General features: G+C 62.0%; 11 protein-coding genes. 2 read left to right on the top strand and 9 right to left on the bottom strand.

The features are described 5' to 3' along the window. Nucleotides 1-2: 2 nt before the first annotated feature. The 8 genes from AC07SZ_RS18655 to glmM form a co-directional block, all read right to left on the bottom strand. Nucleotides 3-1,220 carry a cytochrome c gene (locus tag AC07SZ_RS18655; RefSeq protein WP_494915374.1) on the bottom strand — a complete coding sequence of 406 codons (1,218 nt, stop codon included), beginning with the start codon at nt 1,218-1,220 and terminating at the stop codon, nt 3-5. Beyond that, nucleotides 1,217-2,983 carry a GMC family oxidoreductase gene (locus tag AC07SZ_RS18650; RefSeq protein WP_494915373.1) on the bottom strand — a complete coding sequence of 589 codons (1,767 nt, stop codon included), beginning with the start codon at nt 2,981-2,983 and terminating at the stop codon, nt 1,217-1,219. The genes AC07SZ_RS18655 and AC07SZ_RS18650 overlap by 4 nt, the downstream gene beginning before the upstream one ends. A gap of 3 nt (nt 2,984-2,986) precedes the next feature. Beyond that, entirely contained in the window at nt 2,987-3,682 is a 696-nt protein-coding gene (locus AC07SZ_RS18645; RefSeq protein ID WP_494915550.1) for a gluconate 2-dehydrogenase subunit 3 family protein, read from the bottom strand. Between the two features lie 448 nt (nt 3,683-4,130). Further along, the gene (serA, locus tag AC07SZ_RS18640) at nt 4,131-5,732 is read right to left on the bottom strand and encodes a phosphoglycerate dehydrogenase (RefSeq protein ID WP_056575479.1); all 1,602 of its coding nucleotides are present in this window, start codon (nt 5,730-5,732) and stop codon (nt 4,131-4,133) included. Between the two features lie 64 nt (nt 5,733-5,796). After that, nucleotides 5,797-6,972, bottom strand: a complete 1,176-nt coding sequence (locus AC07SZ_RS18635) for a phosphoserine transaminase (RefSeq protein WP_494915371.1) — start codon at nt 6,970-6,972, stop codon at nt 5,797-5,799. A 201-nt stretch (nt 6,973-7,173) separates the two neighbouring features. Next, entirely contained in the window at nt 7,174-7,953 is a 780-nt protein-coding gene (locus AC07SZ_RS18630; protein WP_056575473.1) for an outer membrane protein, read from the bottom strand. Nucleotides 7,954-8,197: 244 nt separating this feature from the next. Continuing rightward, nucleotides 8,198-9,055, bottom strand: coding sequence for an outer membrane protein (locus AC07SZ_RS18625; protein WP_056575471.1), 858 nt, complete (start codon nt 9,053-9,055; stop codon nt 8,198-8,200). A gap of 249 nt (nt 9,056-9,304) precedes the next feature. After that, nucleotides 9,305-10,657, bottom strand: a complete 1,353-nt coding sequence (gene glmM / locus AC07SZ_RS18620; RefSeq protein ID WP_056575467.1) for a phosphoglucosamine mutase — start codon at nt 10,655-10,657, stop codon at nt 9,305-9,307. Nucleotides 10,658-11,024: 367 nt separating this feature from the next. Between glmM and AC07SZ_RS18615 the strand changes: the two genes are divergently transcribed. Next, entirely contained in the window at nt 11,025-11,858 is an 834-nt protein-coding gene (locus AC07SZ_RS18615) for a hypothetical protein (protein ID WP_494915370.1), read from the top strand. Nucleotides 11,859-12,098: 240 nt separating this feature from the next. Further along, nucleotides 12,099-12,551, top strand: a complete 453-nt coding sequence (locus tag AC07SZ_RS18610; protein WP_065005507.1) for a hypothetical protein — start codon at nt 12,099-12,101, stop codon at nt 12,549-12,551. Between the two features lie 282 nt (nt 12,552-12,833). Here AC07SZ_RS18610 and ftsH read toward each other — a convergent pair whose 3' ends face one another. Continuing rightward, the gene (gene ftsH / locus AC07SZ_RS18605; RefSeq protein ID WP_494915369.1) at nt 12,834-14,762 is read right to left on the bottom strand and encodes an ATP-dependent zinc metalloprotease FtsH; all 1,929 of its coding nucleotides are present in this window, start codon (nt 14,760-14,762) and stop codon (nt 12,834-12,836) included. Nucleotides 14,763-14,789: the final 27 nt, after the last annotated feature.

Here is a 14,789-nt window from a genome sequence, read left to right as displayed (position 1 = left end):
TGCTACTGCGGCAATTCCTTGCGGACCGACGCGATATCGTCGGATGAAACCGCCGGAGCTGAGTTGCCCCAGCTGCTGCGCACATAGGTCAAGACGTCGGCGATTTCCTGATCCTTCAGGCGCCACGCCAGCGAGGGCATGGCCGGTGTCGTTGGTGCGCTGGCCGTATGGACAGCCTGGCTTCCGGCGAGAATCACCCGGGCAAGCGTTTCAGTATTGCCCTGCGCGACGATCGAGTTGCCGGCCAGCGCCGGGAAAAGCGCCCCGGCCCCGGCACCATCGGCTCCATGGCAAGCCGAACAATTGTCATGGTAGATCGCCTCGCCCGCGATCATGCGCGCTTCGTCGGGCTTCGGTACAGGCACAATGGCAGTGTCCGGGCCCAGGCTCTTGAGATAAACGGCCACCGCATTGAGGTCCTGATCGGTCATTTTCGAGGTCGAGTTTTCGATGGCCTCGGCCATCGGACCGGACGCGATCGAATGCGCGTTGACACCGGTCTTGAGATAGCTGACCACATCATCCTGCGACCATTTCCCAAGGCCGGATTGGGCATTGTTGGTGATGTCGGGTGCGAACCAGCCCTGCAGCGATGCCCCTTGCAGGAAGCTGCTGTCCTGGTCGGCTCCGAGGAAGGATTTGGGCGTATGGCAGGTGCCGCAGTGCCCCGCCCCCTGCACGATATAGGCGCCGCGATTCCATTCCGCCGACTTGGAAGGGTCCGGCTTGAAGCCGTCCTCGGTGAAGTTGAGGAGATTCCAGCCCCACATCGCCAGCCGGATGTTCAGAGGAAACGGCAGTTGATTGGCTTCGACCTTGTTAGACACCGGCTCGACCGTGGTGAGGTAGGCCCACAGGTCTGAAATGTCCTGCTCGTTCATCCTGGTATAGGCGGGGTATGGCATGGCGGGGTAGAGCCGCACGCCATCGTGGCCGATGCCTGACTTCATCATGCTGCGGAAATCGGCCTCCGACCAATTGCCGATGCCCGTTTCGTGGTCGGGGGTGATGTTGGGAGGCACCAGTGCGCCGAACGGCGTTTCGAGCGGCAGGCCGCCGGCGAGCGTCTTGCCGCCTGGCCTTGTGTGACAGCCCGCGCAGTCACCGAGAACGGCCTGGTACTGGCCGCGCATGATCTGGTCCGCCTGGTCGGCTGCGATTGCCGGAGCAATCGCCAGAAGCGCGGCGCCGGCGGCAAGCGTGACGGCGAGCCTCCTCATGCCTGCACCAGCGGCGTACCGGGATTGCGCAGATACTGGTTACGGATGGCGTCGGCGGCACGGAAAGCCAGCGCGCCGACCGTTCCGGTCGGGTTCTTGCCGGCATTCTGTGGAAAGGCCGATGCCCCGATGACGAAGACGTTGGGCACGTCCCAGCTTTGCAGGAAGCTGTTGACCGCGCTCTTCTTCGGATCCGTCCCCATGATGGCGCCACCTGTATTGTGGGTGCTTTGATAGGGAACGCTGTTCCAGCCCTTCTTGAGACGATTGACGTTGTACTGCTTGCCGCCAAGCGCCTTGGCGATCTCCTCCATCCGGTCGCTGACATAATTCGACATGCGGATATCGTTGTCGGGAAAATCGAACGTCATGCGCATCAGCGGCCGGCCGAAGCGATCCTTGTAGGTCGGGTCGAGATCTAGGTAATTTGTGCGGGTCGCGTAGCTGCTGCCCTGCGACGAGTAGCCGAGCGTGCTCTTGTAGCCGTCGACGGTCGCCCTCTTCCAGGCGCTGCCCCATTTCGGCGTGCCGGGCAACGTCGGCCTCGTCCCGATCGGACGCCCGTTGGTCGGGATGCAGTTGATGCCCGCGCCGCCGACGAAATCGAGCGCTCCATGATCGAAGGCGTCGCCATTATAGTCATCGATCGTCTGGCCGAGCGCGCCGGCGGCGATGAACGGATTGAAATTCTTGTCGTCGAAGAACACCTGCGCGCCGGCATTGGTCTGGTAGCAGTAATTGCGGCCGACCGTTCCCTCGCCGGTGACGGGATCGTAGATCTTGCCGATGCCCGACAGCATCATCAATCGCGCATTGTGCAGGCCGTAGGCGCACAACAGCACGAGATCGGCCGGCTGGAAGAATTCCTGCCCCGAGGAGTCTACATAGGTCACGCCGCGCGCCGACTTGCCGCCGGGGGCGAGATCGACATGCAGCACTTCGCTGTCTGTCCGGACCTCGAAATTGGCCTTCCTCATCAGCACGGGAAGGATGGTGGTCTGGGCGCTCGACTTGGAATAGTTGGCGCAACCGAAACGCTCGCAGAAACCGCAATAGGTGCACTGCCCCATGGTGATGCCAAGCGGATTGACATAGGTCCGTGACATGTTGGCGGACGGTGTCGGGAACGGGTGCAGACCGATCGAGCGGCCAACATTGGCGAACAGGGTCGGCGCGTAGGTCATCTCCATCGGCGGGTTCGGATAGTCCCGCGCCCTTGGATCCTCGAACGGATTGCCGCCTTCCTGCAACTTGCCCTTGATATTGCCGGCCTTGCCCGAAATTCCCGCCAGATATTCGAACTGGTCGTAGTAGGGCTCCATTTCGGCACCGGTCACGCCCCAGTCCTCGACCTGAAGGTCCGCGATCCTTGCCGCCCCGTATTTCTGTGTCAGGTTGGTCTTGATCTGAAAGTCTGAATCCCAGAAGCGCCAGGTGTGGCCGTTCCAGTGCACGCCTGCGCCTCCGACACCGTTGCCGGGCAGGAAGGACCCGAAATCGCGCATTGGCAGTGCCGTCTGCGACGTATCGTTGCGCATTGTCATGGTTTCCACGGCGGGCTGTAGGAACAGGTCGCGCCGAACGCTGTAGCGCAACTCATCCTGCGCATAGCCGATGTTGAAATCGGTGGCCGTGTCACGCCACGGACCGCGCTCGATTGCCAGCACGTCCAGCCCCTGATCGGTTAATTCATGCGCGAGAATTGCCCCGGTCCAGCCGAGGCCGACGATGACGACATCTTTGCGGGGCAGGATCGTCGTCATGGGTCAGCTCCTTTTTACACGCCATTCCGGGCTGCCCTCGATGGACACGGGCGGCCTGGGATAAGGCTGATTGTGCTTGCTGACATGATCACGATAATCATAGCGCGCGCCGGGAAAGCCGAGCATGCGCCACGACACCATGTCCTTGTTGCCGCCATAGACCGGATCGGCGAAGAACCCCTCCATGGTGTTCTGCAACAGAAGTCCGAAGAAGCCGGCGGCCTTGACGCCATCAGGCAATTCGACCTTTCCAGCCTCCATGTCGGTCAGGAATGCATCCTGCTCGGCCGGCTGAAGCTGGATAAATGTCTTGCCGTCCCGCTGCTTCAGGAAAGCGTCTATGGCCGCGAGCCCGGCGCGGTAACGCTGGGCGGGATTGGCCTCGTCCTGATATCCCTGCGTGGGCAATCCCGGCAGGAACGGCCCTTGCGTGTAGAGCCGGCTTGAGGTTCCGAACGCACCCGTCAACTGACTGTCGATATAGACGGCGCAGCCGGCCTCCTTGCCGCCCACGCTGAGATCGTCGGCGGGAACCAGACGATCGACGATAGCCTCGACCAGGGCCGCCTCCTGCGGCGAGAAGAATTGCCAGCCGCCAGGGACGACCCGCATCGGCGGATTGGCCGACAAGGGCGCCCAAGGCAAGGATCCCGAGAACGAGCGGGCAAGGCCGGCCGAGGTTGCCGTCACGGTAAACATCGCGACTGAAGACAGGAAAAGACGTCGGTTCAGTCGGACAGTATTGTGATGGTCCATCGTCGACACCTCGACAACAACGGGCGCACCTCTAAAAGGGCGCACAAATCATGATGAAACTAGTAAAGTTTAATTCACGCGAGTCGATAGATGACAAAGTGAGGAAAGAAAGCGGGATCGTCAAGCAGATCACAAAATCGTTAGAGTGAGCCAGGCTTTCTGCTTGTCGGGCTTCCTAATTTACCGGGAGATGAAAGGTGATCCTTGGACTGGCTCCGCTGCTCGCCGGAGGTTAAACATAGCTGCACGAACGCCGAAATTGCCAGGAAACAGGGCCAACGTTCGCCTCGAGGTGGCACGAGCTGCCAAAACTGAAACGGCCCACGTGCTTGCCAAAGCACGCGGGCCGCGTTTCAGGAGGATACGCTTGCCGGTTATGAGGATACCAGGTCTAGACCCCGCCCACGTCGAACTGCAGCCGCTTGGCCGAGTCGATCGACGTGTGCGCCCGCACCTGCTCCAGCACCTTTTCCGGGAACGGCGCATCGAGATAGAGCAGCGCGATGGCGTCGCCGCCCGGCCGGTTACGGCCAAGCTGGAAGTTCGCGATGTTGACGCCATTCTCGCCGCACACCGTGCCAAGCAGGCCGATGATGCCGGGCGCGTCGGCATTGGTCGTGTAGAGCATGTGCTGGCCAACCTCGGCGTCGAGGTTGATGCCCTTGATCTGGATGAAGCGCGGCTTGCCGTCGGAGAAGCAGGTGCCGGCGATCGAACGCGTCATGTGCTCGGTCTTGACGGTGAGCTTGATGTAGCCGTCGAATACGCCCGACTTGTCACGCTTGACCTCGGCGACGATGATGCCGCGCTCCTTCACCATGATCGGCGCCGAAACCATGTTGACGTCGGCGACCTGCGGCCGGATCAGCCCGGCAAGGGCGGCACTGATCAGCGCGCGCGTGTTCATCGTCGCGGTCGAGCCGTCGAACAGGATCTCGACCTCCTTGATCGGATCCTCGGTGACCTGGCCGACAAAGGCGCCGAGCACTTCGGCGAGCTTGACGAACGGCTTCAGCCGCGGCGCTTCTTCCGCCGTGATCGACGGCATGTTGATGGCATTGGAGACGGCGCCCTTGATCAGGTAGTCCGACATCTGTTCGGCGACCTGCAGCGCGACGTTCTCCTGCGCTTCCGCCGTGGAGGCGCCGAGATGCGGCGTGGCCACCACGTTTTCCATGCCGAACAGAGGGTTCTGCTCGGCCGGTTCGACCTCGAACACGTCGATGCCGGCGCCCGCCACCTTGCCGCTCTTCAGAGCCGCGATCAGATCGGCCTCGACGACCAGTCCGCCGCGGGCGCAATTGATGATGCGCACGCCGTTCTTCATCTTGGCGATTGCCCCGGCATCGATGATGTTGCGCGTCTTGTCGGTCAGCGGCGTGTGCAACGTGATGAAGTCCGCGCGGGCGAAGAGCTCGTCGAGCTCCACCTTGTCGACGCCGAGCTCCTCGGCGCGCTTGTCCGACAGGAACGGATCGAAGGCAACGACATGCATCTTCAGGCCGACGCCACGCGTGGCGACGATCGAACCGATGTTGCCGCAGCCGATGACGCCCAGCGTCTTGCCGGTGATCTCGACGCCCATGAAACGGTTCTTCTCCCACTTGCCGGCATGGGTCGAGGCGTTGGCTTCCGGGATCTGGCGGGCGAGCGCGAAGATCATCGCTACGGCGTGCTCGGCCGTCGTGATCGAATTGCCGAAGGGCGTGTTCATCACGATGATACCCTTGCGGCTCGCCGCCGGGATATCGACATTGTCGACGCCGATGCCGGCGCGTCCGATGACCTTGAGCCTGGTGGCGGCGTTGATCAGCTTTTCGGTGACCTTGGTCGCCGAGCGGATGGCGAGGCCGTCATACTGGCTGATCACCTCGAGCAACTTTTCCTTGTCCTTGCCGAGATCGGGCAGATAGTCGACCTCGACACCGCGATCCTTGAAGATTTGTACGGCGGTGGGAGAGAGTTTGTCGGAGACGAGAACACGGGGCGCCATGGCGACCTCCTTGAAAAATGGGATTGATCCGGGAATGGGCGGCCCGCGGGCCGCCACTGAAATCTCAGGCAGCCGCTTTCAGCGACGCCTTCTGTGCCGCGAAGGCCCAGTCGAGCCAGGGCAGCAGCGCTTCGAGATCGGAGGTCTCGACGGTCGCGCCACACCAGATGCGCAGGCCGGGAGGCGCGTCGCGGTAGGAGCCGATGTCGTAGGCGACCCCTTCCTTGTCGAGCGCCGACACAAGACCCTTGGCGAAAGCCGCCTGTCCGTCGGCGTCGAGCGCCGCGATATCCGGATCTGTGAAGGACAGGCAGACCGAAGTATTCGACCGCGTCGCCGGCAAGACGGCAAGATGGCCCAGCCAGGAGGATTTGCCGACAAAGCCATCGAGCACGGCGGCATTGGCATCCGCCCTTGCGACCAGCGCATCGAGGCCGCCGATCGACTTCGCCCAAAGGAGTGCGTCGAGATAGTCCTCGACACACAACATCGACGGCGTGTTGATGGTCTCGCCCTTGAAGATGCCTTCGATCAGCTTGCCGCCCGAGGTCAGGCGGAAGATTTTCGGCAGCGGCCATGAGGGCTTGTAGTTCTCCAGCCGCGCAACGGCACGCGGCGACAGGATCAGCATGCCATGCGCACCCTCGCCGCCCAGCACCTTCTGCCAGGAGAAGGTGACGACATCGAGTTTTTCGAAATCGAGCCTTTGCGCGAAGGCGGCCGAAGTCGCGTCGCAAATAGTCAGACCCTTGCGGTCGGCGGGAATGAAATCGCCGTTCGGCACGCGCACGCCAGACGTCGTGCCGTTCCAGGTGAAGACCACGTCGCGGTCGAAATCGATCTTGGTGAGATCCGGCAATTCGCCATAGCCGGCCTCGAGCTTGCGCACGTCGGGCAGCTTCAACTGCTTGACCACGTCGGTGACCCAGCCGGAACCAAAGCTTTCCCAGGCGACCATGTCGACGCCGCGCTCGCCGAGCAGCGACCACAGCGCCATCTCGACTGCACCGGTGTCCGACGCCGGCACGATGCCGATGCGGTAGTCCGCCGGGACCTGGAGGATTTCGCGCGTCAGCTCGATCGCCTGTTCGAGCTTGGTCTTGCCGATCTTGGCGCGATGGGAACGGCCGAGCGCGGCATTTTTGAGCGCCTCGACCGACCAGCCGGGACGTTTTGCGCAGGGACCTGAGGAGAAATTGGGGTTTGCCGGACGGAGTCCGGGCTTCGTATGCGTCGTCATCGTGGTCTATCCTTCCAGATAGTGGCCCCTCGTTGGGGAGGGGTGGCCCACGGACGGCGATATGCGTTCAGGCTTCGGGCGTCAAGAGGAAAGTTTTTGTCGCTGCCGGGATACCGGCGATCAGCAATCAGGATTGCGTGATTTCAAACGCAAACGGCGGACCGCAGGGATCCGCCGCCGAGGTCGTGGTTTGCCGCAGGCCTACCAGAGATCGTAGCGCAGCCCGACCTTGACCTGGTGATTGCTGATCCCCTTCTTGACCGGAAAGGAGGTCAGGCTTTCGGCCGTCACATACTCCGCGCTCGGGGCGGAAAAATACTGATAGCCCAGATCGACGGAAACGTTCTTCGTCACCTGGTAGGCAAGGCCCGCATTCAGCGTATAGGCGAGGGAATACTGGGTCTTGCTATCATTAAGGGTGAAATCGTTGGTGGGGTCAGCCTCGTCGGTGTAGCTCGCCGAGACGCTGCGCTTGCTCCTAACTACACCGACACCCGCGCCGACATACGGTGTGATTCCAACATAGGTGCCAAGGTCGACATAGCCATTGAGTATGCCTGAGAACGCATAGTTCTTCAGGTTTCCCGATCCCGCGATCGACGTTCCAGCCGGTGCGGTCGTGGTATCGTCATAGCCGAAGCTGGCCTTGTTACCTGGCAAATAGCCGAAGTTGACATCGGCGCGGAGGTAATCGTTGAAATGATATCCGAAGCCAACGCTCGCAAAATATGCGTCTTCGCTCTCGCTGAAGTTCTCGTTGTTGATCGCCGACGGGAAGGTGAAATCCCCATTCTCGAAGCTCTTCTGCGCCAGGTACGAGACGTCGCCGCGCAGATACCAACCCGAGCCGACCTCGACCGGCACGTAGTCGGGCGCTTGGTCGACATAGATCGGCGGATCATAGTCGGCGGCCAATGCTGGCGTCAGCGGCAAAAGCCCGAATCCGGCAAGCGTCAGCACAATACGCGATGTGAGTGTCATGGTCCCCGACTCCCGGATTTGGCGGCGCTTGCAATCAAAGCGGCAGCCATCGTTTCAAGGACCATTGTTAACCATAGTGGTTAAGTCGCGGTTAAGGCTAACAGAGCATTAGCGAATTCATTATCGCTAATGCATGACGTCCTAAATTGTCTTTGCCTGCCTGGGCACTTCATTGGCGGCAGCTCAAACGAAAACCGCCCGGCCAGGCCGGGCGGTTCCACGTATATTCGAAGCAGTGGATTTCTTACTTGGTGTAGATCGGCTCGGGTTCGGGCTGGTAGGCCACCACCGGTGCCGCGCACCCATTGTTGCCGCCGAACTGATAGCGCAGGCCACCGCGCACCTCGTGGGTGTTGATGCCGCGGTCGAAGCCCGGGCCGGAGCTGGTCACATCCCACTCGAACATGCGGCCACCCTGGATATGGGAGAAGCGATAGCCGGCATCGAGGATGACCTTGTCGGTCAGGCAGTAGGACGCGCCGGCCATCAAGGCGTAGGCGAAACGCCAGTTGGATGCACCGGTATTGCGCTCGGTAGCGCCCGGGGTCGGGTCATAGACAGTATCCCACTTGACACGCGCGCCGCCGATGCCAGCGCCTACATAGGGCGTGATGCCGTGCCAGGTACCGATGTCGACATAGGCGTTGGCAAGCAGCAAAAGGGCACTCATTTTCGACGACTCAGCCGACGAGACCAAGACTGGCGAACCGCCAGCCGTGCCCGTTGTCTGACCGCTGAAATTCGACTTGAACCAGTAGTCGGCGGTCAAATCGGTGCGGAAGTGATCGTTGATCTTGTAGCCTACGCCGGCGCCGAGCGAGAAGCCGCCCTTGAGCTTGCCATAGTCGAAGCTCTTGCTGCCCGGCGTCACCGTACAATTACAGGGGTCGACGGTATAGGTCATATAGTCGATGCCGGACAGATTCGACTTGTGATAGTCGATATCGCCGCGGATATACCAGCCGCCGACGTCGACCGGCTGCTCGTAGACGGGCGGCGGCGCTTCTTCGACCTGCGGTTCTGGCAGGTCGGCTGCGAACACTGGCCAGGCAAGGCCCGCGAACAGCAACGCGAACAGGGCCTTTCTTGCTGTATTGAACATGCTTGTCACCCCTAGGAACCCTCGTAACGCGATCGCGTCCGAATGAGATTGGCTTTCAGGCGTGGATAATGAATTGCAAAAGTTAAAACGCGTTTAACCCTGTCGATTAACCACGAATCGCTAAAATCCAAGGGATTCAGAAGCTAGTTTCGACAACCGGAGACCGGCTCTCCGGCCAACAAGAAAGCCCGCCGGAAGGCGGGCCTGTATGCGGCAGAGGCGGCTATGACGCCCTGGGGGCGGCGGAAATCAGGCGGCGCTGCGGGTTTCCGATATGACTTCGACGATGTCGTTGACGACGGCCTCGACCAGTTGCGGATCGTCGCCCTCGGCCATGACCCGGATCAGCGGCTCGGTGCCGGAAGGACGGATGACCAGCCGGCCGGCCTTACCGAGACGGTTGCGCGCATCCTCGATCGCGGCCTTGACCGGAGCTTCCTCGAGCGGCTTGCCGCCGGCGATGCGAACGTTCTTCAGAAGTTGCGGCACCGGCTCGAACTTCTTCGACAACTCGCTGACCGGGCGGCCTTGCCGCTTGATGCAGGCCAGCACCTGCAGCGCCGACACGAGGCCATCGCCGGTGGTCGAGAAATCCGACAGCACGATGTGGCCCGACTGCTCGCCGCCGACATTGAGCCCATGGGCGCGCATATGTTCAACGACGTAGCGGTCACCGACCTTGGTGCGGTGGAGTTGCAGCTTCATGTCGCCGAGGAAGCGTTCGAGACCGAGATTGGACATCACCGTCGACACGACGCCGCCGCCGGCAAGCCGTCCGCTCTGGTGCCAGGACTCGGCGATCAGCGCCATGATCTGGTCGCCATCGACGATCGCGCCATTCTCGTCGACGATGACGACACGGTCGGCATCGCCATCGAGCGCGATGCCGATATCAGCGCGCACTTCATGCACCTTCTTCTGCAGGCCGGCCGGATGGGTCGAGCCGCATTCCTTGTTGATGTTGAAGCCGTTGGGCTCGACGTTGATGGCCACGACTTCGGCGCCAAGCTCCCACAGCGCCTCGGGCGCCACCTTGTAGGCCGCGCCGTTGGCGCAATCGACGACGATCCGCAGACCCGAAAGCGACATCGAGCGCGGCAAGGTGCGCTTGGCGAATTCAATGTAGCGGTCATGCACGCCGTCGACGCGCTTGGCCCGGCCAAGCCCGTCGGAATCGGCGAGTGAGAGTTCGATATCCTTGTCGAGCATGCTCTCGATGCGCTCTTCGATCTCGTCGGAGAGCTTGTAGCCGTCTGGTCCGAACAGCTTGATGCCGTTGTCGTAGTAGGGGTTGTGCGATGCCGAGATCATGACACCGATATCGGCGCGCAGCGAACGAACCAGCATCGCGACAGCCGGCGTGGGAATCGGGCCGAGCAGGAACACATCCATGCCGGCGGCGCAAAGACCGGCCACCATGGCATTCTCGATCATGTAGCCGGAAAGCCTGGTGTCCTTGCCGAGAACGACACGATGGCGGTGGCTGCCGCGCTGGAAAGAAAGGCCGGCAGCCATGCCGACACGCATGGCGATTTCGGCGGTCATCGGAAACTTGTTGGCGCGTCCGCGAATGCCGTCCGTGCCGAAGTAATTCCCTGCCATGCTGGTTAGATTCCCTGACGGTTCTTTGCCGGCGTCTCATGCCACAATTGGGAGGTCCGCCATGATCACATTGTGTGATTATATGTTACCAATCCTTAGAAAATCCTTGTTGTGCACCGCACACAAGAACGCCCAGCGTAACATGATGGAACTGTAGCACTGCAACATACCAGTTATGCGAGCTATTCGGCGCGGGTGCACGCGGAAAATCTTGTTTCCAGCCCGGCAAGGGGCAATGATTTCATCACCTTATCGGGAGGATCGGCCCTCCAGCGATATATACCTCACTTAGCATCTGGCGCAACCGATCGTTGAGCGTTATTGATTCGCAGGGACGTATAATGGGCTGCAGCAACGGAGAAACGCTATGCTCATCCACCGACTTGCCACTCTGACCGGCCTCGCCGTAGTGACGTTGTTCCTGGCTGCGCCAGCCAACGCGCTGACGATGGCCGAGTGCAGCACGAAATATAACGCGGCCAAGGACGCGGGGACACTTGCTGGCGCCACCTGGAACCAGTTCCGCAAGGCGCAGTGCGGCACCGACGCGGCTGCCACCACGGACACCAAGCCGGCCGACACGAAGAAGGCGGCCGAGACCAAGCCGGCCAAGGCCGCCAAGGCAGCGGCCGCTGACGACAGCGCCGCCAAGGGCCTGACGGCCAAGGAATGCAGCGCCAAGTACCAGGCGGCCAAGGCCGCCGGCACGCTGAACGGCCAGAAGTGGAACGACTTCCGCAAGGCCGAGTGCGCCGCCGGCGCATCCGCCGCCGCCGCCACCACCAAGCCGGCGACCACCAAGGCCGCTGCTGCCGCCGACGGCAAGGGCCTGACCATGGCCGAGTGCAGCGCCAAGTACCAGGCGGCCAAGACGGCGAACACGTTGAAGGGCCAGAAGTGGAACGACTTCCGCAAGGCCGAGTGCGGTGCCGCCGCCTCGGATGACGACAGCGTGCCTGCTCCGAGCGAAGCGAACTACACCAACGAGCCGGCAAAGCCGACGACGGTTGCGCCTAAGGGCGTCACCTTCCCGTCCGCGATCTCGGCTAAGTATGCCAGCGAGGCCCCCGGCAAGGGCCGCATGCATACCTGCCTCGACCAGTACTATGTGCTCAAGGATGCCAACGCGCTTGGCGGCCTGAAGTGGATCCAGAAGGGCGGCGGCTTCTACAGCCTGTGCAACGCCAAGCTGAAGGGCTGATCGCGTAGCCATTTTCCCCGAACGAAAGCCCGCGCATCTCGCGATGCGCGGGCTTTTTGTTACGCGCGAAGACGCCCGCGACCCTACCCGCATCTCCATATCACGGAAGCTGTCGGCATCATCAATTCGCTCACACTGCACAACGACAGTTGGCTGCCCCGCAAAGATTCTGGTTGAACATATGAAGAACAAACCATATACAAAGAGACGCCAAACTTGTTATCAACCAGGGAGGGTCTTATGCGTGGTTTGAAATTGGCGGTATTGGCTGTGACGGTATTGGTTGCTTGCGGCGTCGCCCCTGCAAGTGCACTGACGATGAAGGAATGCGGCGAGACCTATCGGACAGCCAAGGAAGGCGGCACTCTGAACGGCATGGACTGGGCCGCTTTCCGCAAGGAGAAATGCGCCACGCCAGCAGCGGAGAGTGTCAGCGCTGATACGGTCAAAACCGCGCTGCCGCCGGAAACGGAAACCAGCGCGGCGGTCGCCCCCAGCGTAGCCCCGGCGGGCGTGACATTCCCGACCACCCTCGCCGCCGAGTTCAAGACCGAAAAGCCCGCGAAGGCACGGATGAAGACGTGCCTGCAGGGTTATCACGGCAACAAGGAGGCGGGTACGTTGAACGGCCTTCGCTGGATCCAGAAGGGCGGCGGTTATTACAGCCTGTGCAATGCCAAGCTGAAGAGCTGATCGCCAGCGGCATCGGAAGAAATCAAAGGCCCGCGAGCCGCAAGGTTCGCGGGCTTTCCGTTGGCGGCTTCAGGAAGAATCCCATTCTGCGCTGGGGAGACGCGCGGCCGGCAACGCTGCCAATCTCCCCCACTGGCCCCCCCCACGGGGGAAATCGGCTGAGCTTGGGCTTCTCCCGATCGCCAAAGCTTTGGACGCAAGATCGCTGACGAGTCGAAATCCAAACAAAAACGCCGCGGACCAAGCCGCGGCGTTTCTCGATCAGTCTCTTTCGCGCGAACCTCAGCTCGACGGCTGCGGTTCCATGCCGCCTTCGGGCTCGGGGCCCTTCTTGCGGCGGCCGCCGGACTTCGGCACCGCCGACCCACGGCTGGGCGGCGTGTCGTCGCCGAGGTCGCGCGCGGGCTTCTGGCCGGCGATCAGCTGCTTGATCTCGTCGCCCGACAGCGTCTCGTATTCGAGCAGGCCCTGCGCCAGCGCGATCCATTCCTTCTTCTTCCTGGTCAGGATTGACTTCGCCGTCGAATAGGCCTCGTCGATCAGGCGGCGCACTTCGGCGTCGATGATCTGCGCGGTCTCTTCCGAGATGTTCTGCGTACGCGCCACCGAATGGCCGAGGAACACCTCTTCCTGGTTGTCGCCATAGGCGACATGGCCGAGCTTGTCGGAGAAGCCCCAGCGCGTGACCATGGCACGCGCCAGCTTGGTCGCCTGCTCGATGTCCGAGGACGCACCCGAGGTAATGTTCTCCTTGCCGAACTTGAACTCCTCGGCGACGCGGCCACCCATCATGATGGCGAGACGCGAGATCATGTACTTGTAGCTCATCGAATAGCGGTCGCCTTCCGGCAACTGCATGACCATGCCGAGCGCGCGGCCACGCGGGATGATGGTGGCCTTGTGCAGCGGGTCGGCCGACGGCACATTGAGCGCCAGGATGGCATGGCCGGCCTCGTGATAGGCGGTCAGCTCCTTCTCGGCCTGGGTCATGGCCGACGAGCGGCGCTCGGCGCCCATCATGATCTTGTCCTTGGCGTCCTCGAACTCGGCCATGGTGACAAGGCGCTTGTTGCGCCGCGCCGCCATCAGCGCGGATTCGTTGACCAGGTTCATCAGGTCGGCACCAGAGAAGCCCGGCGTGCCGCGCGCGACGACCTTGAGGTCGACATTGGGCGCCAGCGGCACGTTGCGCACATGTACCTTGAGGATCTTCTCGCGGCCGACGATATCGGGGTTCGGCACCACCACCTGGCGGTCGAAACGGCCCGGCCTGAGCAGCGCCGGATCGAGCACGTCGGGACGGTTGGTGGCCGCGATCAGGATGATGCTTTCGTTGGATTCGAAACCATCCATCTCGACCAGCAACTGGTTCAGTGTCTGCTCGCGTTCGTCATTGCCGCCGCCGAGACCGGCACCGCGATGGCGACCGACGGCGTCGATTTCGTCGATGAAGATGATGCAGGGCGCATTCTTCTTTGCCTGGTCGAACATGTCGCGGACACGGCTGGCGCCGACGCCAACGAACATCTCGACGAAGTCCGAACCGGAGATGGTGAAGAACGGCACGTTGGCTTCGCCGGCGACCGAGCGGGCGAGCAGCGTCTTGCCGGTACCCGGAGGGCCGACAAGCAGCACGCCGCGCGGGATCTTGCCGCCGAGGCGCTGGAACTTCTGCGGATCGCGCAGGAACTCGACGATCTCCTCCAGGTCTTCCTTGGCTTCATCGACGCCGGCGACGTCCTGGAAGGTGACGCGGCCATGCGCCTCCGTCAAAAGCTTGGCCTTCGACTTCCCAAAACCCATGGCCCGACCGGAGCCGGACTGCATCTGGCGCATGAAGAATATCCAGACGCCGAGGATCAGGATCATCGGCAGCCACGAGATCAGGTAGCCGAACAGCGAATTGGAGCCGTCGGTCTCGGGCCGCGCGTTGATGGTGACGTTCTTGTCCTGCAGCCGCGACACCAGCTGGGGATCGCCGGGCGAATAGGTCTGGAAGCCGCTGGAATTGTCGGTGTAGGTACCGGTGATGCGGGCACCCGCGATGGTCACCGTCTTGACCCGGCCGGCCGCGACATCCTGCAGGAACTGCGAATAAGGCACATCGCTCGAAGCCCCACGCGTCTGCGGCGTCTGGAACAGATTGAAGAGAGCGATGAGCAGGACCGCTATGATCGCCCAGAGCGCGAGGTTGCGATAGTTCGGATTCATCAATTGTCCCGTTGGTGTCCGCGGGCG

Source organism: Mesorhizobium sp. GW821-FHT07A06, assembly GCF_059419085.1.
Note: the sequence above shows the minus strand (reverse complement) of the source record. Positions and strands in the feature narration are given on the sequence as shown.

Bases quoted from the DNA above. Each gene is read 5' to 3' on its own strand.
- AC07SZ_RS18655 (WP_494915374.1), bottom strand. From the start codon at position 1,220: ATGAGGAGGCTCGCCGTCACGCTTGCCGCCGGCGCCGCGCTTCTGGCG.
- AC07SZ_RS18650 (WP_494915373.1), bottom strand. From the start codon at position 2,983: ATGACGACGATCCTGCCCCGCAAAGATGTCGTCATCGTCGGCCTCGGC.
- AC07SZ_RS18645 (WP_494915550.1), bottom strand. From the start codon at position 3,682: ATGTTTACCGTGACGGCAACCTCGGCCGGCCTTGCCCGCTCGTTCTCG.
- serA (WP_056575479.1), bottom strand. From the start codon at position 5,732: ATGGCGCCCCGTGTTCTCGTCTCCGACAAACTCTCTCCCACCGCCGTA.
- AC07SZ_RS18635 (WP_494915371.1), bottom strand. From the start codon at position 6,972: ATGACGACGCATACGAAGCCCGGACTCCGTCCGGCAAACCCCAATTTC.
- AC07SZ_RS18630 (WP_056575473.1), bottom strand. From the start codon at position 7,953: ATGACACTCACATCGCGTATTGTGCTGACGCTTGCCGGATTCGGGCTT.
- AC07SZ_RS18625 (WP_056575471.1), bottom strand. From the start codon at position 9,055: ATGTTCAATACAGCAAGAAAGGCCCTGTTCGCGTTGCTGTTCGCGGGC.
- glmM (WP_056575467.1), bottom strand. From the start codon at position 10,657: ATGGCAGGGAATTACTTCGGCACGGACGGCATTCGCGGACGCGCCAAC.
- AC07SZ_RS18615 (WP_494915370.1), top strand. From the start codon at position 11,025: ATGCTCATCCACCGACTTGCCACTCTGACCGGCCTCGCCGTAGTGACG.
- AC07SZ_RS18610 (WP_065005507.1), top strand. From the start codon at position 12,099: ATGCGTGGTTTGAAATTGGCGGTATTGGCTGTGACGGTATTGGTTGCT.
- ftsH (WP_494915369.1), bottom strand. From the start codon at position 14,762: ATGAATCCGAACTATCGCAACCTCGCGCTCTGGGCGATCATAGCGGTC.